At 31.1% G+C, this 23,191-nt stretch carries 19 protein-coding genes; 9 read left to right on the forward strand and 10 right to left on the reverse strand.

Going from position 1 to position 23,191, the window contains the following annotated elements; all coding sequences use genetic code 11:
* Positions 1-92 precede the first annotated feature (92 nt).
* Positions 93-1,706 carry a CTP synthase gene (locus Q1A15_RS18155; protein ID WP_299627377.1) on the reverse strand — a complete coding sequence of 538 codons (1,614 nt, stop codon included), beginning with the start codon at positions 1,704-1,706 and terminating at the stop codon, positions 93-95.
* A gap of 218 nt (positions 1,707-1,924) precedes the next feature.
* Between Q1A15_RS18155 and rpmH the strand changes: the two genes are divergently transcribed.
* The 7 genes from rpmH (at position 1,925) to Q1A15_RS18190 (ending at position 12,022) form a co-directional block, all read left to right on the forward strand.
* Positions 1,925-2,086: a 50S ribosomal protein L34 gene (gene rpmH, locus Q1A15_RS18160; protein ID WP_095072834.1), complete on the forward strand. Its 162-nt coding sequence runs from the start codon at positions 1,925-1,927 to the stop codon at positions 2,084-2,086.
* Between the two features lie 104 nt (positions 2,087-2,190).
* Entirely contained in the window at positions 2,191-5,043 is a 2,853-nt protein-coding gene (gene carB, locus Q1A15_RS18165; RefSeq protein WP_299627380.1) for a carbamoyl-phosphate synthase large subunit, read from the forward strand.
* A 141-nt stretch (positions 5,044-5,184) separates the two neighbouring features.
* Positions 5,185-5,640 carry a MarR family transcriptional regulator gene (locus Q1A15_RS18170; protein WP_299627382.1) on the forward strand — a complete coding sequence of 152 codons (456 nt, stop codon included), beginning with the start codon at positions 5,185-5,187 and terminating at the stop codon, positions 5,638-5,640.
* Between the two features lie 9 nt (positions 5,641-5,649).
* Positions 5,650-6,780, forward strand: a complete 1,131-nt coding sequence (locus tag Q1A15_RS18175) for an HlyD family efflux transporter periplasmic adaptor subunit (protein ID WP_299627384.1) — start codon at positions 5,650-5,652, stop codon at positions 6,778-6,780.
* Positions 6,781-6,783: 3 nt separating this feature from the next.
* Positions 6,784-9,942: an efflux RND transporter permease subunit gene (locus Q1A15_RS18180; RefSeq protein WP_299627386.1), complete on the forward strand. Its 3,159-nt coding sequence runs from the start codon at positions 6,784-6,786 to the stop codon at positions 9,940-9,942.
* A gap of 13 nt (positions 9,943-9,955) precedes the next feature.
* Positions 9,956-11,281: a TolC family protein gene (locus Q1A15_RS18185; protein WP_299627388.1), complete on the forward strand. Its 1,326-nt coding sequence runs from the start codon at positions 9,956-9,958 to the stop codon at positions 11,279-11,281.
* Between the two features lie 87 nt (positions 11,282-11,368).
* Positions 11,369-12,022, forward strand: a complete 654-nt coding sequence (locus Q1A15_RS18190; RefSeq protein WP_299627390.1) for a hypothetical protein — start codon at positions 11,369-11,371, stop codon at positions 12,020-12,022.
* 52 nt (positions 12,023-12,074) lie between these two features.
* On the opposite strand, the gene Q1A15_RS18195 is transcribed toward Q1A15_RS18190, so the two are convergent.
* Positions 12,075-14,543, reverse strand: a complete 2,469-nt coding sequence (locus Q1A15_RS18195) for an outer membrane beta-barrel family protein (protein ID WP_299627391.1) — start codon at positions 14,541-14,543, stop codon at positions 12,075-12,077.
* Positions 14,544-14,643: 100 nt separating this feature from the next.
* Here Q1A15_RS18195 and Q1A15_RS18200 point away from each other — a divergent pair, with 100 nt between their 5' ends.
* Complete coding sequence (locus Q1A15_RS18200; protein ID WP_299627393.1) at positions 14,644-15,006, forward strand: CoA-binding protein; 363 nt, start codon at positions 14,644-14,646, stop codon at positions 15,004-15,006.
* Here the strand turns inward: Q1A15_RS18200 and Q1A15_RS18205 are convergent.
* Genes Q1A15_RS18205 through pyrR form a run of 5 tightly spaced genes read right to left on the reverse strand, consistent with a single transcriptional unit; the run spans position 15,003 to position 18,108 of the window.
* Positions 15,003-15,944 carry a ribonuclease Z gene (locus Q1A15_RS18205; protein ID WP_299627395.1) on the reverse strand — a complete coding sequence of 314 codons (942 nt, stop codon included), beginning with the start codon at positions 15,942-15,944 and terminating at the stop codon, positions 15,003-15,005. The genes Q1A15_RS18200 and Q1A15_RS18205 overlap by 4 nt on opposite strands.
* Complete coding sequence (locus Q1A15_RS21050; RefSeq protein ID WP_363322695.1) at positions 15,941-16,261, reverse strand: T9SS type A sorting domain-containing protein; 321 nt, start codon at positions 16,259-16,261, stop codon at positions 15,941-15,943. Before Q1A15_RS21050 ends, Q1A15_RS18205 begins: the two co-directional genes overlap by 4 nt.
* A gap of 18 nt (positions 16,262-16,279) precedes the next feature.
* Positions 16,280-16,612 carry a hypothetical protein gene (locus tag Q1A15_RS18210; RefSeq protein ID WP_299627397.1) on the reverse strand — a complete coding sequence of 111 codons (333 nt, stop codon included), beginning with the start codon at positions 16,610-16,612 and terminating at the stop codon, positions 16,280-16,282.
* Positions 16,613-16,618: 6 nt separating this feature from the next.
* Positions 16,619-17,551, reverse strand: a complete 933-nt coding sequence (locus Q1A15_RS18215) for an aspartate carbamoyltransferase catalytic subunit (RefSeq protein ID WP_299627399.1) — start codon at positions 17,549-17,551, stop codon at positions 16,619-16,621.
* Positions 17,551-18,108, reverse strand: coding sequence for a bifunctional pyr operon transcriptional regulator/uracil phosphoribosyltransferase PyrR (gene pyrR / locus Q1A15_RS18220; protein ID WP_299627401.1), 558 nt, complete (start codon positions 18,106-18,108; stop codon positions 17,551-17,553). The genes Q1A15_RS18215 and pyrR overlap by 1 nt, the downstream gene beginning before the upstream one ends.
* 149 nt (positions 18,109-18,257) lie before the next feature.
* Between pyrR and Q1A15_RS18225 the strand changes: the two genes are divergently transcribed.
* Positions 18,258-20,150 (forward strand): SulP family inorganic anion transporter, encoded by a 1,893-nt coding sequence (locus Q1A15_RS18225; protein WP_299627403.1) that lies wholly within the window; start codon positions 18,258-18,260, stop codon positions 20,148-20,150.
* Positions 20,151-20,214: 64 nt separating this feature from the next.
* On the opposite strand, the gene Q1A15_RS18230 is transcribed toward Q1A15_RS18225, so the two are convergent.
* The 3 genes from Q1A15_RS18230 to Q1A15_RS18240 form a co-directional block, all read right to left on the reverse strand.
* Positions 20,215-21,552: a lanthionine synthetase LanC family protein gene (locus Q1A15_RS18230; RefSeq protein WP_299627405.1), complete on the reverse strand. Its 1,338-nt coding sequence runs from the start codon at positions 21,550-21,552 to the stop codon at positions 20,215-20,217.
* A 75-nt stretch (positions 21,553-21,627) separates the two neighbouring features.
* Entirely contained in the window at positions 21,628-22,437 is an 810-nt protein-coding gene (locus Q1A15_RS18235; RefSeq protein ID WP_299627407.1) for a class I SAM-dependent methyltransferase, read from the reverse strand.
* Positions 22,438-22,464: 27 nt separating this feature from the next.
* A complete protein-coding gene (locus Q1A15_RS18240; RefSeq protein ID WP_299627409.1) occupies positions 22,465-23,190 on the reverse strand; it encodes a hypothetical protein in 726 nt (241 codons plus the stop codon).
* Position 23,191 lies beyond the last annotated feature (1 nt).

The following is a 23,191-nucleotide window of genomic DNA, read 5'->3' on the forward strand; positions in this document are numbered from 1 at the left end:
AAAACAATAGATTATTAAGTATAAAGATATTGTTTTCTAAATAAAAAAGCACCAACTATTGTTGATGCCTTTACATGTATATAATTAAGAAATTAGTTTTCTGAATATTTGATTGCAGCTTCTATAAAGCTTAAGAATAAAGGATGCGGATTTAAAACCGTACTCTTGTATTCTGGATGATATTGTACACCAACAAACCAAGGGTGATTTGGAATTTCAACAACTTCTACTAATCCTGTTTTTGGATTAATACCAGTTGCTTTCATACCTGCCGCTTCAATTTGTTCTTTATATTCACTATTGAACTCATATCTGTGACGATGTCTTTCACTAATATCAGCAGTTTTATACGCATCAAAAGTTTTAGAATCTTCAGTTAATTGGCAATCCCAAGCTCCTAAACGCATTGTACCTCCCATGTCGGTAATATCTTTTTGCTCTTCCATTAAGTTAATAACAGGAGCAGAAGTTTTTTCGTTCATTTCAGTAGAATTCGCATCAGATAAGTTTAATACGTTTCTAGCAAATTCAATCACTGCCATTTGCATACCTAAACAAATTCCTAAGAAAGGAATGTTATTTTCTCTAGCATATTTAACAGCTTCAATTTTACCTTCAATTCCACGTTCTCCAAAACCAGGAGCAACTAACATACCATCTAAACCTTCTAAATGTTCTTTAATATTATCTACTGATAATTCTTCAGAATGAATCCAACGAACATTTACTTTAGCTTCATGAGTAGAACCAGCATGAATAAATGCTTCGGTAATCGATTTATATGAATCGTGTAATTCTACATATTTTCCAATAAGTCCAATTTCTAAAGTGCGCTTTGGATTCTTATATTTTTTAACGAAACAGTTCCAATCAACAAGTTCTGGTTGTTTTTCTGTAGAAAGATCTAATTTATTTAGCACTACACGATCTAAACCTTCTTCAAACATTAGATTAGGAACGTCATATATTGTTTCAGCATCTAAAGATTGAATCACATCTTCTTTCTTTACATTACAGAATAAAGCTAGTTTTCTTTTTATGTCTTCAGAAATTTCATGTTCTGATCTACATACTAAGATATTCGGACCAATACCACTTTGCATTAACATTTTTACAGAGTGTTGTGTTGGTTTCGTTTTTAATTCTCCAGCAGCTGCTAAATAAGGAACTAAAGTTAAGTGAATAACAATAGCATTATCTTCACCAAGTTCCCATTGTAATTGACGAACAGCTTCAATGTAAGGTAACGACTCAATATCACCAACAGTTCCACCAATTTCAGTAATTACGATATCATAATCGCCAGTGTTTCCTAAAATCTTAATGCGGTGTTTAATTTCATCAGTGATGTGAGGAATAACCTGAACTGTTTTACCTAAGAAATCTCCTCTTCTTTCCTTATTAATTACAGATTGGTAAATTCTACCAGTTGTAACATTGTTGGCTTGTGAAGTAGGAATGTTTAAGAAGCGCTCGTAGTGACCTAAATCTAAGTCCGTTTCTGCACCATCATCTGTAACATAGCATTCCCCATGTTCATATGGGTTCAAAGTACCTGGATCTATATTAATGTAAGGGTCCAGTTTTTGAATTGTAACAGAATATCCACGTTCTTGTAGTAACTTTGCTAAAGAGGCAGCAATAATTCCTTTACCAAGTGACGAAGTTACACCACCTGTTACGAATACATATTTAGTGTTGTTCATGTAGTATTAGGTTTGGGCAAAAGTAATAACAATGATAGATTTTGCAACCAAAAAGTATAAAAAAATGTGTGAAAATTGCTCTAAAAAAAATATTCTAAAAAAAAGCTTTTTAAGATTTGTCAAAATGAAAAACTGTTGTATATTTGCCCACGCTTTTAGCAGTCGAATTTCACTATTAGCAAAAGATAAGTTTAGAAAAATTTTAAGATTTATTTAAAATGAGTAAGAGAACCTACCAACCATCAAAAAGAAAGAGAAGAAACAAACACGGTTTCCGCGAAAGAATGGCTTCTGCTAATGGTAGAAAAGTATTAGCTAGAAGAAGAGCGAAAGGAAGAAAAAAATTATCAGTTTCATCTGAAACGAGACCAAAGAAATAATGATTGTTATTCAATTATATAGAGGTGTTACTTTTTATTAGTAACACCTTTTTTTATACCTAATCAATTTTATATTTTTACATAAACAACACAATACAACACAAATGCCTAAGAGAGAAGAACTAAAATCGATTTTAATTATTGGATCTGGACCGATTGTAATCGGACAAGCGTGTGAATTTGACTATTCAGGATCGCAAGCATTACGTTCATTACGAGAAGATGGAATTGAAACGATATTAATCAATTCTAATCCAGCAACGATAATGACTGATCCTTCAATGGCGGATCACGTTTACTTATTACCTCTTAATACTCGTTCTATAATCAAAATTTTAAAAGAACACCCACAAATAGATGCAGTTTTACCAACAATGGGAGGTCAAACAGCATTAAACTTATGTATCGAGGCTGACGAAAAAGGTATTTGGGAAGATTTTGGAGTAGAGATTATCGGAGTAGATATTGATGCAATTAATATCACAGAAGACAGAGAGAAGTTTAGAGAGTTAATGGGAACTATCGATGTACCGATGGCACCACAAGCTACAGCTACTTCATATTTAAAAGGTAAAGAAATTGCTCAGGAGTTTGGTTTTCCATTATGTATTAGAGCTTCATTTACATTAGGTGGAGCAGGAGCTTCTATCGTGTATAACGAAGAAGAGTTTGAAAAATCATTAACTAGAGGTTTAGAGATTTCTCCAATCCACGAAGTTATGATTGATAAAGCCATGATGGGGTGGAAAGAGTACGAGTTAGAATTACTTCGTGATGATAACGATAATGTTGTTATTATCTGTTCTATTGAAAATATGGATCCAATGGGAATTCATACTGGTGATTCTATCACAGTTGCTCCAGCAATGACATTATCTGATAAAACTTATCAGAAAATGCGTGATATGGCAATTAAAATGATGCGTAGTATTGGTGAATTTGCCGGTGGATGTAATGTACAGTTCGCAGTTTCTCCAGACGAAAAAGAAGATATCATCGCAATTGAAATTAATCCACGTGTATCTCGTTCTTCTGCTTTAGCAAGTAAAGCAACAGGATATCCAATTGCAAAAATCGCTTCTAAATTAGCAATCGGTTATACTTTAGATGAATTAGATAACCAGATTACAAAGTCTACTTCTGCATTATTTGAGCCAACTTTAGATTATGTAATCGTGAAAATTCCTCGTTGGAACTTTGATAAGTTCGAAGGTTCAGATAGAACTTTAGGCTTACAAATGAAAGCAGTAGGTGAAGTAATGGGAATTGGGCGTTCGTTCCAAGAAGCGTTACACAAAGCAACTCAATCTTTAGAGATTAAGCGTAACGGTTTAGGAGCAGACGGAAAAGGATATAAAGATTATAACCAAGTAATAGATAAATTAACTCATGCAAGTTGGGATCGTGTTTTCGCAATTTATGATGCCATTGCAATGGGAATTCCTTTAAGTAAGATTTATGATATCACTAAGATTGATATGTGGTATTTAAAACAATACGAAGAGTTATTCCACTTAGAGAAGGAAATTTCTACATATACAATTGATACTTTAGATAGAGAATTATTACTTGAAGCTAAACAAAAAGGATATGGAGATCGTCAGATCGCTCACATGTTAAACTGTTTAGAAAGTGAAGTATACAAGAAGCGTGAAGATTATAAAATCAAACGTGTTTATAAATTAGTTGATACTTGTGCTGCTGAATTTAAAGCACAAACTCCTTACTACTATTCAACATTCGAGCAAGAGATTGAAACTGCTGATGGAGAACGTTATGTGGCAAATGAGAGTAAAGTATCTGACAAGAAAAAGATTATCGTTTTAGGATCTGGACCAAACCGTATCGGACAAGGTATTGAATTTGATTATTGTTGTGTTCACGGAGTTTATGCAGCAAAAGAAGCTGGTTACGAAACAATTATGATTAACTGTAACCCAGAAACTGTTTCTACAGATTTCGATACAGCTGATAAGTTATACTTCGAGCCTGTTTTCTGGGAGCACATCTACGATATCATTAAGCATGAGAAGCCAGAAGGTGTAATTGTTCAGTTAGGCGGACAAACAGCTTTAAAATTAGCTGAGAAGTTAGATCGTTACGGGATTCCAATTATCGGAACAAGTTACAAAGCGTTAGATTTAGCAGAAGATAGAGGAAGTTTCTCAACATTATTAAAAGAAAATAACATTCCTTATCCTGAATTTGGTGTGGCAGAAAATGCTGATGAAGCATTAAAGTTGGCAGATGAGTTGGATTTTCCAATTTTAGTACGTCCTTCATATGTATTAGGAGGTCAAGGAATGAAAATTGTAATCAATAAAGAAGAGTTATTAGAGCATGTAGTTGATTTATTACGTAAGATTCCAAATAACAAATTATTATTAGATCATTATCTAGAAGGTGCAATTGAAGCAGAAGCAGATGCAATTTGTGATGGAGAAAATGTATACATTATCGGTATTATGGAGCATATAGAACCTTGTGGAATTCACTCAGGAGATTCTAATGCTACATTACCTGCTTTTAACTTAGGTGAGTTAGTATTAGATCAAATAAGAGAGTATACAAAAACAATAGCACTAGCATTAGATACTGTTGGATTAATTAATATTCAGTTTGCTATTAAAGATGATAAAGTATACATCATTGAAGCAAACCCTAGAGCATCTAGAACTGTTCCGTTTATAGCAAAAGCTTATAAAGAACCTTATGTAAACTATGCTACGAAGGTAATGTTAGGAGATAAAAAAGTGACTGATTTTGATTTTAATCCACAGTTGGAAGGGTTTGCAATCAAGCAACCAGTATTCTCTTTTAATAAATTTCCAAATGTAAATAAGAATCTAGGACCAGAAATGAAGAGTACAGGAGAGAGCATTTTATTTATAGATAATTTAAGAGACGATGATTTCTACGATTTATACTCTAGAAGAAAAATGTATTTAAGTAAATAATTACTTATTTGTAAATTATAATATAAACCTGAAGAGCAATCTTCAGGTTTTTTTTATGCCTTTTTTAACAGAAAGTTAACTTGTTGTATATGCAACTAAATTAAACCTTAACCGTAATTTTGTATCTTATAAATAGCTTTTATGGGATTAGAAAATACATTAGCACCTTGGTTAGGTAAAACAACGAAAATGATTGACAATCATATTCAAGATATCTTTCATGAGAAAAATATTAAGCTCACGAAAACACAATGGATATTGTTGAAGAAATTAGATGAGAAAGATGGTGTGCCACAGCAAGAGTTAGCTTTTTTAACAGGAAGAGATAAAACCTCACTTACAAGGTTAATAAATACAATGGAAAAGAAAAGTTTGGTGGCTAGAATTCCATCAAAATTAGATAAGAGAATTAACCATGTTTTTTTAACTAAAAAAGGAGAATTATTATTTAAAGAAACATTACCAATTATAGAGGGTTTTGCACAATCATTACAAGAAAATATTTCAACAGAAGAGATAAAATCAACAATAGAAGTCATAAAAAAAGTACAAGAAAACTTAATATCAAAATCAGGGAAAAGTTGTAATAACAACTAAATATAAAACATGAGAAAACTAATCATAACAGGAGTAAGCATTGTCGTCTTAGCTTTATCATTTTTACTATCAAGTTATTTTAAAAACAGTAAGAAGAATCCTAAACCAAAAGCAACTAAAATTGAAAAAACAGTATTTGTAACTACTGTTAAAAACAAAGAAATTCCTATTGCAATTACCGCAAATGGAAATTTAACTGCCAAAAATAAAGTAGATATTTATTCAGAAGTACAAGGAGTTTTACAAACTGCAGGTAAAGATTTTAGAGTAGGTACTACTTATAAAAAGGGACAAACTTTATTAAGAATTAATAATCAAGAATTTTATGCATCTATTCAATCGCAACGTAGTTCGTTTCAGAATTTAATTGCTTCTGTAATGCCAGATATTCGTTTAGATTATGCAGATTCTTTTCAAGCTTGGAATACGTATTTACAAAATTTCGATATCAATAAAACATTAGCGCCTTTGCCAGAACCTAAATCTGATAAAGAAAAATATTTTATTTCAGGTAAAAACATTTACACTACGTTTTACAATATTAAAAATCTTGAAGTAAGATTAGGAAAATACAATATTAGAGCGCCTTTTAATGGTGTTTTAACTGAAGCTTTAGTAACAAACGGAACTTTGGTTAGATCTGGGCAAAAAATGGGAGAATTCATAGATACATCAATTTTTGAATTACCATTATCTGTTAGTGCAAGCTTTGCAGATATTTTAGTTGAAGGTAAAAAAGTAATATTACAAAATTTAGAGAAAACTAAAACATGGGAAGGAACTGTAGCCAGAATTAATGGTAAGATAGATCAAACATCTCAAACTGTTCAAATCTTTATACTAGTAAAAGGAGACGGATTACGTGAAGGAATGTATTTAGAAGCGAATGTAACTACAAAGTCTGTTCCTGAAGCTATAGAAGTAAACAGAAAACTATTAGTAGAAAATAAATCTGTTTATGTCGTTAAGAACAATGCTTTGGATCTAATAGCAATTAAGCCAGTTCATTTTAATGAAAATACAGTTGTTATTGAAGGTATGGTAAATGGTGAACAATTGGTTTCTAAACCAGTTGCAGGAGCTTATGTAGGAATGCCAGTTAAAATCTTTTCTGAAACTCAAAAAACAGAAAACAAATAAGCAATGAAGAAAATAATAGCATATTTTATTAAATATCCTGTTGCAGTAAATATTATCATTATTGCTTTTGTAATTCTAGGATATTTTGGTTTTTCTACGTTAAAATCTTCTTTCTTTCCATTAACTAGAGCAAAGTTTATTACGATTAATGTAGTATATCCTGGAGCTTCTCCGCAAGAGATTGAAGAAGGAGTCGTATTAAAAATAGAAGATAATCTTAAAGGTTTAGTAGGTGTCGATCGTGTAACATCTACTTCATCAGAAAATGCAGCAAGTATTTCGGTAGAAACCTTAAAAGATTACGATATAAACGTGGTTTTAGCTGATGTTAAAAATGCAGTGGATAAAGTTCCTAATTTTCCAACAGGAATGGAACCGCCAGTTGTTTCGAAAGTTGAAAACGTTGCAGAAACCATAAGTTTTGTAGTTACTGGAGATAAAATTCCATTAAAGTCGTTGAAATCCATCGCTAGAGATATTGAAAATGATATTAGAAGAATTGATGGAATTTCACAAATTACAATTTCAGGTTATCCAGATGAAGAAATTGAAATCGCTGTACGTGAGAATGATTTATTAGCTTACAATTTAACATTCAATCAAGTCGCAAGTGCAGTTTCATCAGCAAATATTTTAACTACAGGAGGTTCTGTAAAAACAGATGCAGAAGAATATTTAATTCGTGCCAATAACAGATCGTATTATGGAGATGAGTTAGATAATTTAGTTGTAAGAGCAGATGCATCAGGTAGAATTATCAGGTTAAAAGATGTTGCAACGGTAAAAGATATTTGGAATGAAACACCAAACCGAAATTATTACAACGGAAATTTAGCTGTCCGCGTTCAAGTAAGTAACACAAACAGTGAAGATTTATTAACGTCTGCAGAGAAGATTAACGAGTATATAGAAAAGTTTAACGAAGAGCATGAAAATGTTCAAGTTGAAATCACTAGAGATGCTTCAATTACTTTAAATCAACGTACAGAATTATTATTTAAAAATGCTTGGCAAGGAATGTTACTTGTAATGCTATTCTTGTCTTTATTTTTACGTCCACGATTAGCATTTTGGGTAGCAGCAGGCTTACCAGTTGCATTCTTCGGAATGTTTATGTTAGCAGGATATTTCAATATTACAATTAACGTTTTATCATTATTCGGAATGATTATCGTTATTGGAATTCTGGTGGATGATGGAATTGTAATATCCGAAAATATTTATCATCATTTTGAACAAGGAAAAAATCCAATTCGAGCTGCAATTGATGGAACTATGGAAGTTGTTCCGCCAATCATTTCAGCAATTACAACCACAGTTTTAGCATTCTCGGTATTCTTCTTTTTAGATGGAAATATTGGAGAGTTTTTTGGAGAAGTTGCCACAGTTGTTGCGTTAACATTAATTCTTTCTTTGGTAGAAGCATTAATTATTTTACCAGCGCACGTTGCACATTCAAAATCTTTAGATAGAAATCAGAAATTATATAAATTCAATAAATATGCAGAAGATGTTATGGATTTTATGCGAGATAAAATTTATGCACCTGCACTTAAATTTGTTTTAGAGTTTAAATTTTTCGGTTTAGTTATTCCAATTGCGTTGTTAATGATTACCATGGGAGCTTTTCAAGGTGGAATAATAAAAGGAACGTTTTTCCCTTCTATCGCCAGTGACCGTGTTTCTGTAAACTTAACAATGCCTCAAGGAACGAATGAAAAAATTACAGACAGTATTATTTCTGTAATTGAAACTAAAGTTTGGGAAGTAGAGAAAGAGTTTACTGAGAAATATGGAATTGATGGAGAACCTGTAGTTGAAAATGTATTAAAACAAATAGGTCCAGGTTCAGCAAAAGCTTCACTACGAATTAACCTTTTACCTGGTGAAGAAAGAACTTTTGGTTCTAGAGAAATTACAAATGAGATTAGAGATAGAGTAGGAGATGTGTATGGAGTAGAATCGTTAACCTTTGGTTCTGGAGGAAACTTTGGAGGAAGTCCGGTTTCTGTTTCTTTATTAAGTAATAATATCCAAGAGTTAAAAGCTGCGAAGCTTGAATTAAAATCAGAACTTAAAAAGAATCAAGAATTAAAAGATGTTACCGACAACGATCCGCAAGGAATTAAGGAGATAAAAATTCAATTAAAAGATAACGCTTATTTATTAGGGTTAAATTTAAACGAAGTAATGTCTCAAATTAGAAGTGGTTTCTTCGGAAGACAAGCACAACGTTTTCAAAGAGGACAAGATGAAATCAAAGTTTGGGTTCGTTACGATAGAAAAGAGCGTTCGTCTATCAAGAATTTAGATGAAATGCGAATTGCTACTCCAACTGGAGCTCGAGTTCCTTTAGCTGAAATCGCAAGTTATGAAATAGAAAGGGGAGAGATTTCAATCAATCACTTAGAAGGTCAGCGTGAAATTAAAGTTGAAGCAGATATGAAAGATGCACAAGCGAGTGCAACAGATGCTTTAACTGATATTAGAGAACGAATAATGCCTCAAATCACAGCAAAGTATCCATCAGTTACAGCTTTATATGAAGGTCAGAATAGAGAAGCTTCAAAAGTATCAGGATCAGCAAAAATAGTCGGACCAGTAATTTTATTATTAATCTACATTGTAATTGTATTTACATTCCGTTCTTATGGTCAACCTTTTATGTTATTAGTAATGGTTCCTTTTAGTTTGATTGGAGTTGCTTGGGGACACTGGATTCACGGATTTGCTGTTAATATTTTATCACTTTTAGGAATTATCGCATTAATCGGAATTATGGTAAATGATGGATTAGTCCTCATTAGTAAATTCAATAGTTATTTAAAAGAGGGAATGAAATATGAACAAGCGTTATTTGAAGCTGGACGATCTCGTTTTAGAGCTATTTTCTTAACAACAATAACTACAGTTGCTGGTTTAGCTCCGTTAATTTTTGAAACGAGTAGACAAGCACAGTTTTTAATTCCAATGGCAATATCTATTGCTTATGGTATTATGATTGCTACATTTTTAACTCTTTTAACGTTGCCAGTATTATTATCAATCTCAAACTATGTGAAAGTATATTTCTATTGGTTATGGGAAGGAAAAAAGCCAACTAGAGAAGAAGTGGAAAGAGCGATTAAAGAATTAAAATCAGAAAACGAAGAATTAGCTTAAAAAGTAAATGAACATGAAAAAACAGTTAAAAATTATACTTGGACTTTTTTTAGTGAGTGGTTCTTTTTACGCACAAGAATTACTAACTAAAGAGAAAGCTTTAGAGCTAACTTTAGCGAATAACTACGATATTCGAGTAACCAAGAATAACGTAGCAACAGCAAAAAATAATAAGAGTATTTATAATAGTGGTTATTTACCAACGGTTACAGGAAATGCAGGAGCAAGATATAGTAACAATGATACCGATATTGAATTTCAAGACGGAACAGTAAACTCTGTTACTGGAGCAGAATCTGAAACGTATAATGCTTCTGTAGGATTGAACTATACCATTTTTAATGGATTTAATCGTCAGAATACTTTTAAGCGTTTAAAAGAGAGCTATAATTTATCAGAATTACAAGCGCGACAAGTAATGGAAAATACAGTAATTACATTATTCATTGCGTATTATGAAGTTGGAAGATTGTCTGAAAATGAAACTACTCAAAAACAAGCTTTAGAGATTTCTAAAAAACGTTTAGAAAGAGCAAAATATAGTTTTGATTACGGACAGAGTACCAAGTTAGATGTCTTAAATGCTGAAGTTGATGTGAACAATGATAGTATTAATTATATAGATATTAATAGACAGCTAAAGAATGCGAAGCGAGATTTAAATGTTGTTTTAGGCAGAAATGTAAATACGCCTGTAAATGTTGATACAAATGTATTATACGATATAAAAATCAACTTAGATGATATTTTAAATCATGCCACATCTAAAAATGCGAATTTATTACAGTCAAAAAAGAATATTGAGTTGAGTAAATTAGATGTAAAGATTAATAAATCTGGTTGGATGCCGAATGTAAGTTTAACAAGTTCTTATGCTTGGAATAGAAATACAGGAGATGCAACCAATGCATTTAGTCCGATTAGTAATACGCAAACTGGATTAACCGCTGGTTTAAATCTTTCTTGGGATCTTTTTGACGGTGGACGTACAAAAACCAATGTAAAGAATGCTAAAATAGCTTTAGAAACTCAAGAGATTCGAAAAGAACAATTGCAAGAGCAATTAGAACGAGATGTAAATAATGCTTGGGAAACTTATCAGAATAGTTTGTTTGCTTTAAAAGCTCAAGAGCAAAATGTATTAACAAATAAATTGAACTTTGAGCGTTCTAATGAGCGTTATAAATTAGGACAAATTTCTTCTATAGATTTTCGTCAAGCACAAATCAATTTAATTAATGCAGAGTTAAGTAGAAATAATGCAAAGTATGTTGCCAAAAACGCAGAGCTTCAACTCTTACAATTAGGCGGAACATTATTGGATAATAAGAATTTTTAAATAGAAAAAACCGAAGTTTATACTTCGGTTTTTTTATTTTTAATAAAATTATCTGTTTTTATTTCATCTAAAAAGTATTTTATTCCAATGTTTTTTAAAAGAATTATAGTAGCATCTACACTACTTTTATTAAGTATAGCATTAAATTCCCAAGTTTTGTCGGGAGTGCCAGTATCTGGTTTTCCTAGTGGAACTACAGCTCAAATTCAAGCCATAACTTCTCCAGTTGAAAGTGTAATTACATATAGTACCAACGAAAAAATATTTTATTACTATAATGGTACAAATTGGGTGCCTTTAAATAATCCGAATTCATTAAAGGTAGTCGTATTGAATCGAACAGGAGGATATACTTTACCCAATGCAACAAATACTTATTTTGATTTCCCTATCAATGGAAGTCATATTCAAACTATAGATTCAGATGTTTTTATAGTTACAGGAAATGGTAAAATTAGAGTTCTTCAATCAGGAGTATATTTAATTTCTGCAGAATTATCTACATCGAATATGCCATCAGGAGGAACGAAGTATATTATAGGAGCGTTTAGAAATGGAAGTTTAGCAGGATATTTAACAAGAGGTTTTGTTACTTTACCTTCTCAAGACTGGTGGGGAGGAACAGGTGTTTTAATGTATAGTTTAAATGCTAATGATGAAATTTCTCTTCGTTATGTTTTAAATGCTGGAAGAACCTTAACAGGAAGATTTATAAATATTGGAGTCACTAAATTGAAATAAAAAAAGCCGAAGTTATTACTTCGACTTTTAGCGTTTAATTTTTACCCTTCAGTTAAAAGAAACCTCCGCCACCTTGTTTCTCGTTACTATCTCTACGTCTTCTAGATTTTGCTTTATTCTTTCCTCCACCAAAACGATAGTTGAAACCAATATAAGCTGTTCTACTTTCCCATTTAAAGCGTCCATTTTGTGTAAACGGATTGCTAGATTGAAATTGGAATTGCATTGTGTTAAAAATATCATTAACTCTAAAAGTTAAGTTTCCTTTTCCTTTAAATACAGTATAATTTGCTCCTAAATTCACCATTTTCATTGGATCTGTTTTCCATTGAATATCTTCTTGAGCTCCACGATACATTGCGAATAATTGTAAACGTAATCGTTTAGATACTGTAAAGCTATTGCTAATTCTAGCATTAAACACTTCGTTTTGTACTTCTAATCTTGGTGCGTTAGGATCGTTTAAATCAGCAATACCAAATTGCTTTTGAGAATAGAAATCTGCACTAGCATTTGCTCTCCACCAGTTTGCAATTTTATAATTTGCAGAAAGTTCGATTCCGTATGCGTCTGTATCTTCAAAGTTTTGGAATGTTAAGATCTGACGTACATCTGAAACATCTGTAGGATCTTTAAACGTTACTCTAGAAATAACATCGTTAATATTTCTATAGAATGTTCCTAAAGTAATAGATCCACCTTTAATTCTACGTGTATAGTTTACTTCAAGAGAGTTTGTAAACTGAGGAACTAAATTTTCATTACCAATTGAAGTAATTAATGGCGTACTCCATTCTCTAATCGGATTTACTTGCTGTATGCTTGGTCGATCAACTCTTCTGCTATAACTTAATTGAAATTGATTCTTTTCTGATGGATTGTATGTAAAGAATGCAGACGGATAAACAGAGAAGATATCATCTGTAACTACTTCTGTTCTTAATACTGAGTTGTCATCTAATCCTGTAAAGTTTCCTACAATTTCATATTGCTCTAAACGAGCACCTAATTGCATCGTAAGTTTTCCAAATTGATGTCCGTAATTCACATAACCAGAATATATTTTTCTATCGTATGTAAAACTAGAATTTCCAATAGGAGTAGTACCTGTAATAGTATTTCCAGTAATTACATGTCTTTCTTGATTTGTAATATTAGTATTGTCAGTTTCATTACTTCTATATTCTAACCCAACTTCTAATTTTCCTTTTTTAGAAATAGGATTTGTATAATCTAAATTTAGTAAGATATTTTCACCTTCATTATTAATATCATTGAAGTAATTCAATAATCTATAATCTCTATCAGTTGGATTTAATAATAAATCAGAGTTCGTTAAGAATGTAGGATTATCGTTTAATGAATATGTAGATTCAAATTCAATATTATGTCCCTTATCATTAAAATCGTGCTTATAGTTAATGTTATACGTTTGATTATGACTGTTTGGATCTTGTGTATTTGGTGAATTACTAATTAAAGCATTTGTGTTATCTGTAATTAATACACGACCATTTGCAAAATTGTTAGCCCAGTTTTGTGTTGTGTAAAACGAGAAAGTATTTTTATCGTCGATATACATATCAGCTCCGATTTTGAATAAATGAGATTCATTATCGTTTTTGAAAAGGAAATCTTGCAAGTTTACATTGTCTCTGTTTACAAAACCAAAGTTGAATTGTTTTCCACCATTGAATCCATAATTTCCAAAGAAATTTACTTTTCCAGTTTTATAGTTCATATTAGTAGAAGCATTATAACGAACATAATGTCCAGCTTCAACTCCAGTATTCACAGAACCGTTAAAACCAATATTTGCATTTTTATTTAAGATGATGTTAATGATTCCACTCATTCCTTCAGGATTGTATTTAGCAGAAGGATTTGTAATTAATTCTACACTTTTAATTGAAGAAGAAGGTAACTGTCTTAATAATTGAGCTACAGGAACATTTGTTGGACGACCGTCTACCAAAACTCTAACATTCTCGTTACCACGTAAGCTAATATTTCCAGTTTGGCTATCAACACTTACCGATTGAACGTTGTTTAATAATTCAGAAGCAGTTGCTCCAGCAGAAGTTAAATCCTTTCCTACGTTAATTACTTTTCTATCTACTTTCTGAACTACAGTAGAAGTTTCAGCTCTTACTTCAACTTCGTCTAAAGTTGTAGAATCTTCTTCTAAAGCGATAGTTCCCATTTTTACATTTCGACTTTTATTATCGATTACAATTTCTTTTGTGATTGTCTTATAACCGATAAATTGAATTTCTACGATGTTTTTTCCTAATGGAATTTTAGGTACATTAAAAATTCCTTTTTCATTTGTAATTCCTCCAGTTAAAACTTTTTTAGCAGTGTCGCGAATAATAATATTCACGTATGGTAATGGTTCTTTTGATACTTTATCTATTACCTTTCCAGAAACTTTTCCGGGTTTAGGTAAATATTCTTTTTTCATTTGAGAAAATGAAAATGTGCTTATTAACATTATGAATAAGCATAGTACTTTTTGCATTGCTGTAATCTTTTAGTTGTTATACCGACTAGACACTGTACAGAGAAAAACGTTACCTAAAATTTCGGTTTTAAGTTTTATTTAACTTAAATTAACAACTATGAAAAAAACAACATTAGTCATTGGAGCCTCGATAAAACCTGAGAGATATTCGAATAAAGCTATAAAAAGATTGGTAGATAAAAAAGTTGAGGTAAAAGCTATAGGATTACGTTCAGGAATTGTTGCAGGAGTTACAATAGATACCGAATTAATACCGTATAAAGATATACATACGGTAACATTGTATCTGAATCCATCGCGTCAAAAACAATACTATAATTACATTATAGACTTACGTCCAGAACGAGTGATTTTCAATCCAGGAACTGAGAATTATGAATTTATAAAATTATTACAAGAAGAAAATATAGAAACTGAAGCAGCTTGTACTTTAGTTTTGTTAGGAACTGGTCAATATTAATTCACCAGTTCTTTACAAGCTTTGCTAGTTGTATATTTTTTACCAACTTCTCCAAGTTCTACATTTTTAAATACTGTTTCAGCTTCTTTTTTAAAACAAGTAACATCAGAATAACGGCTTGAGTAATGTCCTAAAATTAATTTACCAACATTTGCTTCTTTAGCTATCGTTGCTGCTTGTTCAGCAGTAGAATGCTTTGTACGATCACATAAGTGTTCTAATTCCTTTAAAAATGTTGATTCATGATATAATAAATCAACATTTTTTATAATCGGAATAATATCCGGTTTAAAAGTAGTATCGCTACAGTATGCGTAGCTTTTTGGGGTTTCTGGATTTACGGTTAATTCTGTGTTCGGAACAATTTCTCCCGAACTCAAAATAAAATCTTTGCCAGCTTTTAGGTTGTGGTAATCGCAAATTTCGATCTCGTCGTATTGCTTAATATTATCTAAGTGTAAACCTCTAGGTCTTGGTTTCTCTGTAAATAAAAAACCATTTGTATACACTCTGTGATTTAAAGGTATGGTGTGAACCAAAACTTTATCGTCTTCAAAAATAAGTTCACTTTTCTTTGAAGTTAATTCATGAAAAACAATGTTATATCTCACATGAGACATAGAAAGTTTTAACTGTAATTGAGTTATTTCTTTAATTCCTTTAGGGCCATAAACATGTAAATCTTTTTCACGATTTAAGATACCAAAAGTAGATAGCAAACCAATCAGTCCAAAAAAGTGATCTCCGTGTAAATGAGAAATAAAAATATGGTTGATTTTAGAAAAACCAACTTTATATTTTCTCATTTGTCGTTGTGTTCCTTCACCACAATCTATTAAAAAATGGCGATTATTAATTTCTAAATACTGAGAGGTAGGATATGCATTAACTCTTGGCGTTGCAGAGTGGCATCCTAAAATTGTTAACTGTAAACTCATTTAAGTACAAAACGTTTCGATATTATTGTATTGTTTGTTTGTATAGCGTAAATGTAAATTCCAGATTTTAATTTGTTTCTGTCAAAACGTATGGTGTTTTTCCCTTTATGGGCCATAACTTTTTTTAGAAATACATTTTTACCTAGAACATTTTTTACACTAATAATAACTTGTTGTTTGTTAGTTGAGTTAAAAGATATATTGGTGATTGAGTTGTATCTATTTTGTGATGCGACTAACTTATTCACAGATTTTTGCTGCGAAAAAACAGAAACAACACAAGTAATACAAAGAATAAAAAGTAGTTTTCTTATCATAATTGGGGATTATATATATTAAAAACCTAAGTCTCGTTGTATGTTTTCCATTTCTAAAACATCTTCGGCTTCTACTAAAGTAGGAACTATATTAAACGTTTCAGGAAAGCTATCTACATCAACATTTTGGTAAATTACAACAAATGTTGTGCCGTTTTTTTGATGTAAATCAGCATATTGTAAAAATAAGGAAATATCCGACGTTTGGAGGTTAAGTTTCGACGAAAGGTAAATAAATACACTATTTTGAGTAAAAGTTTTATGATTAGCTGTAAAAAAATCATAAAAATCATTAAAACTTTCGCTTTCAGAAGTGAATAATACGTAATCCTGTTTTTGCTCAAATTTCATAGCTATTTATCTTTTAATTTGTTGCGCCAATAAATAAAGTACAGCCATTCGTACGGCAACTCCATTTTCTACCTGATTTAATATGATAGATTGTTTACTATCGGCTACATCACTAGTTAATTCAACACCTCTATTAATTGGTCCTGGATGCATGATTACAATATCCTTGCCAACATTATCTAGAATTTCTTTATTAATACCGAAAAGTTGCGTGTATTCTCTAGTTGAAGGGAAATATTTTATAGCCATTCTTTCGTGTTGAACACGTAAAACATTAGCTACATCACACCATTCAAGCGCTTTTTTAAGATTAGTTTCTACTTCTACACCTAAACTTGAAATATATCTAGGAATTAAAGTTGTTGGTCCGCATACTTTAACTTGAGCACCTTGCATTTGTAATGCAAAAATGTTTGATAAAGCTACTCTAGAGTGTAAGATATCACCAACAATAACTATTTTCTTTCCTTTTAGATTAGAATTTAATGCTTCACGCATTGAAAAACTATCAAGTAAAGCTTGTGTTGGATGTTCGTGAGTTCCGTCACCAGCATTTACAATTTTAGCATCTACATGTTTTGAAAGAAAAACTCCAGCACCAACGTTTCCATGACGCATAACAACAATATCAACTTTCATTGAAAGAATGTTGTTAACAGTATCAATTAGAGTTTCTCCTTTTTTTACTGAAGATTGACCCGCAGAGAAATTAATTACATCTGCAGATAGTCTTTTTTCAGCAAGTTCAAAAGATAATTTTGTTCTAGTACTGTTTTCAAAAAACAAGTTAGCAATAGTTATATCTCGTAATGAAGGTACTTTTTTAATAGGACGATTAATAACTTCTTTGAAATGTGCTGCAGTTTCAAAAATAAGTTCTAAATCGTTTTGGTTTAGATATTTAATCCCTAATAAATGTTCAACACTTAACTGCTTCATTAGTTATCTATCTTTGGTTGTTTTGGTATTAAATAAATTTCGTCTTTTGTATGGGTTTCTTCCCAGTTTACTACAACTTTTTCTTCGTTAATAGCATCAACTTGTCTACCTCTATAGTTTGGTTGTATTGGTAAATGTCTACTAAATCTTCGATCAATTAATACTAAAAGTTCAATATTAATTGGTCTTCCGAAGGCTTGCAAAGCTGTTAAAGCTGCTCTAACACTTCTTCCAGAGTATAATACATCATCAATAATTACCACTTTTTTGTTTTCAATTAAGAAATCAATTTGAGTAGGAGTTGCTTCTAGGGGTTCATCATTACGTCTAAAATCATCACGATAAAAGGTAATGTCTAAAAGACCTAATTTTAAGTTTTCTATGTTGTAATCTTCAATAAGAATTTTCTTTAAACGTTGGGCAAGATAGGTACCTCTTGGTTGTAGACCTATTAAAACAGTATTTGAAAAATCGTTGTGATTTTCGATTAACTGACAAGCTAAACGATGCAGAATTATGTCGATTTCTTTTGAAGTAAGTAAAGTTTTTCTGCTCATGACCTGGCTACCAATTTTCTTGATAGTTCTTTCGGCCAAAATTAAAGTAAAAAAGTAAGTGAACAAAATTTAAAGTTAACGAAACCAAAAAAGTATATCAATAAAATTATCTTTACATTTGCCAACTTTTAGAAAAGACTCGTGTTATTATGATGAAATACATTAGAAATAAGAAGATTAACGTAAAAGATGATGCGTTAGCTGGTATTACAGTTTCTTTAGCTATGATACCTGAAGTTGTGGCTTTTGCATTCGTTGCACAAATTAGTCCTATTGTAGCACTTTTCGGTGCTTTTGTTATAGGTTTAATCGCAGCTCTTTTTGGAGGAAGACCGGGATTAATTTCTGGAGCAGCTGGAGCAGTTGCTGTAATCTTTGTTAATATGATTCAAGAAGGTCATGCGAAAGGACTTTTATTTGATCAACCTGTAGAAAATATGGGGTATTTTTATCTGTTAGCAGCAGTGGTGTTGATGGGTATTATACAAGTATTGGCTGGAGTCTTTAAACTAGGAAAGTTTGTACGTTTAATTCCGCATCCAGTTATGATGGGATTTGTGAACGGATTGGCTATTGTAATCTTCATGGCCCAATTGGGAATGTTTAAAGAACACGTAAAAAATGTATACGGAGAAAACAAAAGAGAAACGATTTCTAAAGAGTTAGTTTATAATGTAGAAAACAACCAAGTTAAAGACTTAGCTTCAAACACAGTTTTATTTACTATTAATAATAATTCTGTAGTAAATGCAAATACAAACAAAGAGGCTTTTCTTATTTCAAATGGACAAGTGTTTGATGTAAATACTAAAAAAGTAGTTTTTAATAGTACTGAAGATGGATTTTACTCGGTAAAAGATCATGGAGTTGTAAAAGAAACGATGCAAGGGAAAGATCTGTACACTATGATTGCTTTAGTATTACTTACGATGTTAATTGTTTGGGGTTTACCAAAATTAACTAAAAAAGTACCAGCGGCTTTAACAGCTATTTTAATTGTTTCACTTATAGTAATCTTAGGAGGAATTAATTCTATAAATGTTGGTGATTTTATTAGAGAAGGTGGAGGAGCTGGTTTAAATGGAGTTGATGAAATTTCTAAAAAACTAAATATTTTCGATTTATGGAGTCATCTTCCATTTAATCTAGATACTTTAAAGTTTATTGCGCCATATGCATTCTTAGCTGCTTCGGTAGGTTTAATTGAAACTTTAATGACAATGAATCTAGTAGATGAGTTAACAGATTCTAGAGGTAATGGAAATAAAGAATGTGTTGCACAAGGAGCTGGTAATATCTTAAGCGGAATGTTTGGCGGTACTGGTGGTTGCGGTATGATCGGTCAAACAGTAATTAATATTAATGCAGGTGGTAGAGGAAGACTTTCTGGTGTTTCAATGGCAATAACACTTTTAGTTTTTATATTATTTGCAGATAAATATATTGAGCAAGTACCAATTGCAGCTTTAGTAGGAGTAATGTTTATGATGGTAATTGAAACATTTGCTTGGTCTAGTTTTAGAATTATGAAGAAAATACCAAAGTCAGATGCTTTTGTATTAATTATAGTTTCTGCAGTTACTGTTTTCTTTGATTTAGCTATTGCTGTTTTTGTTGGTGTTATTATTTCTGCATTATCTTTTTCTTGGGAAAATGCGAAAAGAATTAGAGCACGTAAACGTATGCGTGAAGATGGAACAAAAGTTTATGAGATTTGGGGACCATTATTCTTCGGAAGTATTACTTCTTTTAATGAGAAATTTGATATTAAAAATGATCCACAAAATGTTGAAATTGATTTTGTAGAAAGTAGAGTGTCAGATCATTCAGCTTTAGAAGCATTATTTGTACTTGTAGAGAAGTATCAAGCAGCTGGAAAATCGATTAAATTAAAGCATTTAAATGAAGATTCTAAAGTGTTAATGTATAAGGCTAGTGATAAGTTTCATAATGTTATTATTGAAGATGTAGATGATCCTCGTTATCATTTAGCGGAAAACCCTGAAGCTTTTCCTAAATCATTACATGAATATAAATTTTAATGAATATAAAATTCAATAAAAAAAGCGTCATAATTAACTATGACGCTTTTTTATTTTAGTAAAACTATTCTACTTTCGGTTTATCTGGAAATTGAATCAATTTTTTCTTATTGTTATGAATTGCATCTAATTCTAAAAACCAAAGTCCGATACCTGCATTTCCTTGCATTAAACCTGTTTGAGCAGCTAAAAATTCTGGTTTTACACGATGTTCAGCTTGTACCCATTTCATATAATCATTTTCATGCGTAGCTTTAGCTAAAAGATTTTCTGTAAGCTTTTCTGAAAAATTTAAATATTTTTCATTGTTTGTGATTTCATAAACCCAAGCATAGTATTCAGCAATTCCAGCGGTACCACAACATCTACTAACGTTATTCCAATATCCAGGTTTTTCTTCCTTGTCTATATTGTCTGTAATTAAATAATCTGCAGTAGTTGTAATTCTATCAATCCATTTTTTATCATCAGTTGAATGATAAAGAGAATAAAATAATCGATCTGTTCCTGCTGGACCGTGACACCAACCATGATAGTAAAGATCTTTTCCTTTAGGTAAATCGTGAGGAATATATCCTTTAGAATTCTCAATGTTTTTCAGTAATTTGGTAGCTTGTAAAGAAGCATCTAAAAACTTTTTGTCTTTAGTTCTTCTATAAGTTTCAGATAAAAAATATGCAACACCAGCTGTTCCATGAGAGAAATTATCCATAGGCTTAGTTAATTTAGGAGAGAATACCCATCGATAACCACCTAAAGTGTCAATTGCATTATCAATTAATCCGTTTGCTGCTAAAACAGAAAGACTATCCGCTTTTTTATAATCAAATTTATCACTAATGTATTGTAAGTATAAACCTATACCAGCACTTCCGTACATAATATCATTAAAACCTTTCCATTCAATTCCATGATCTGTTTTTTCAGCATATTGCTCTAGAAGATCAACGATTTTTAAAGCCGCAGTTTTGTATTTCTTATTTTTAGTTACTTTATAAGTTTCTGCTAATGTGAAACCTATTCCTGAATAACCAGCATAAAGTCCAGTGAAATAAGGAGATGTGATAGAATCTTTAATGAGAGATTCTAATGTATTAGCACCAATTTTAGCTTGATTTAAATATGTAGTATCTTTTGTTGCGTTATACAGTTCTAAGTAGAACAGAATAATTCCAGAATCTCCACTGTAAACTGATACATCAGCTCTAGACTTAGTACTATCAGGCATGTTATTCCAAGCCATTCCATATGAAAAAGAATCTTTACCTTTTAAGATATATTTCTCAGTTTTTTTAGCTAGAGATAACCATTTTGTGTTTTCTTTTTTGGGAGTAGAATTACAAGAAACAAAAAGAATGGTAAGCAAAATTGAGTAAAAGTGATAACTTTTAATTTTTAACATTTTAATTGATTTAATTTTAATTGGTTGTGATTTAGTTTGCCAAATTTAAATAAAAACAACTAAAAAATAATTGAATTAGCTTTTCTGAAATAACCAGACATCCTGTTGAGGTTTCTGATTATTTTCAGTTTTACCAGGAATATGTTTTAATAGTTTTAAACCGTATTCTTGAGTGATATTTTTCATAAAGCTTTCTGGTTGGTATGCAGAGAATAAACGATTTCCTTCCTTTTTAAAATCATGTACAACTAAATTACCTGCTTCATATTCTTTTTGTTCTTTAGTAGTAAGTTTAAATTTATGAGCATTACCATGTGTAGTTAAGAACAAAATTCCGTTTGGTTTTAAAACGCTTTGCAGCTCTTTAAACCACGAATGATGTTGTTCTAAGGAAAGATGCGTAAAAATTGAAATCCCGTATATAAGATCGAATTTTTCGTGATCATAAGGTAGAGGAGGAGTAAGCTGATTTAATTTAAAATCGATACCTTCTAAATTGTCCTGACACCATTTGATGTACTTCGTATTATAATCGCAACCAAAATATTTATTTGTATCACCAGCAACTGTGGGTAAATGTCTTAATATTCTGCTATTACCACATCCCCAATCTAAAATGTTAGCTTGTTCAAGAGTTTTAAATTCATTCACATGATCATAAATCCATTGAGCGGTAGGTAAACCGTTAGTGTAGAATTTCTTATAATTCAGTTGAAAAGTTTCGTACATGTAAAAATCAGGAGGAAGTTTTACGTCAGGGTTCTCTAACTTGAACTGCTTATTTTCTTTTCTGTTTTTGAACATTTGTCGGTAAAAATTAACCTGTTCAATAAGAGGTAATAAGTTTAACTTCGTTAAAAATCTTTTGATTATTATTTTTTTCATTTACATGTTTTTAAACAGAAAAACTAATTATTTGTACTCGATACCATTGAATTTTAAAACAGATCTTTTTACAGATTTTTTTACTTTTTCGTCACATTCATCATTTTTCTCATTTTGAAAGGACTCACTTTCTGAAATTTCGTTGGTAACGATAATATCAAAAAAGTTATTAGATCTATTTTTAGACATGCTAAAGTATTTGTTTTCTTTAATACTCCAGTAATCACAGTCCATGTTTATTTCACCAACATACTCTTTGGCCGTATATTTATTCAAGATTTTTGATAAGGTATTTCCTTTACTTACAAATAAAGATATAGTCTCTAGGCTGTAAGGATTCATTTTAGAAAGCGTATAAAATATTAATCGTATACCAAATGCTCTCTTATTTTTAGTGATGTAATATTTGGCTGTATCAATTTCTATATACGAAAGTATAACAGCATTAGAATCCCACTCGTTGGTTTCTGAACTCTCAAAGTATTTGTTTTTTATTTGGTTTGAAACTGAATCAATGATTAGAATATGACTGTTAAATAGAATTTCTGAACCATTATCTTCAACAATTTCTGGAATTACAACAACTATTTCATTTTTAGAATAGGGAAGACGTTTTGATGTAATCAATTCGGTTTTACATTGCTCTTTTCTTAAGTTTAATTGCTGTAAAACTTTGTCTAAATCAAAATCAGTTTGACTGTTTAGATTATAAGTTAGAGCTAAAAATAGGAGAAGTATGTATTTTATTTTCATT

It is taken from the genome of uncultured Tenacibaculum sp. (assembly GCF_947495995.1).
In the GTDB taxonomy this organism is placed as follows: Bacteria; Bacteroidota; Bacteroidia; order Flavobacteriales; family Flavobacteriaceae; genus Polaribacter.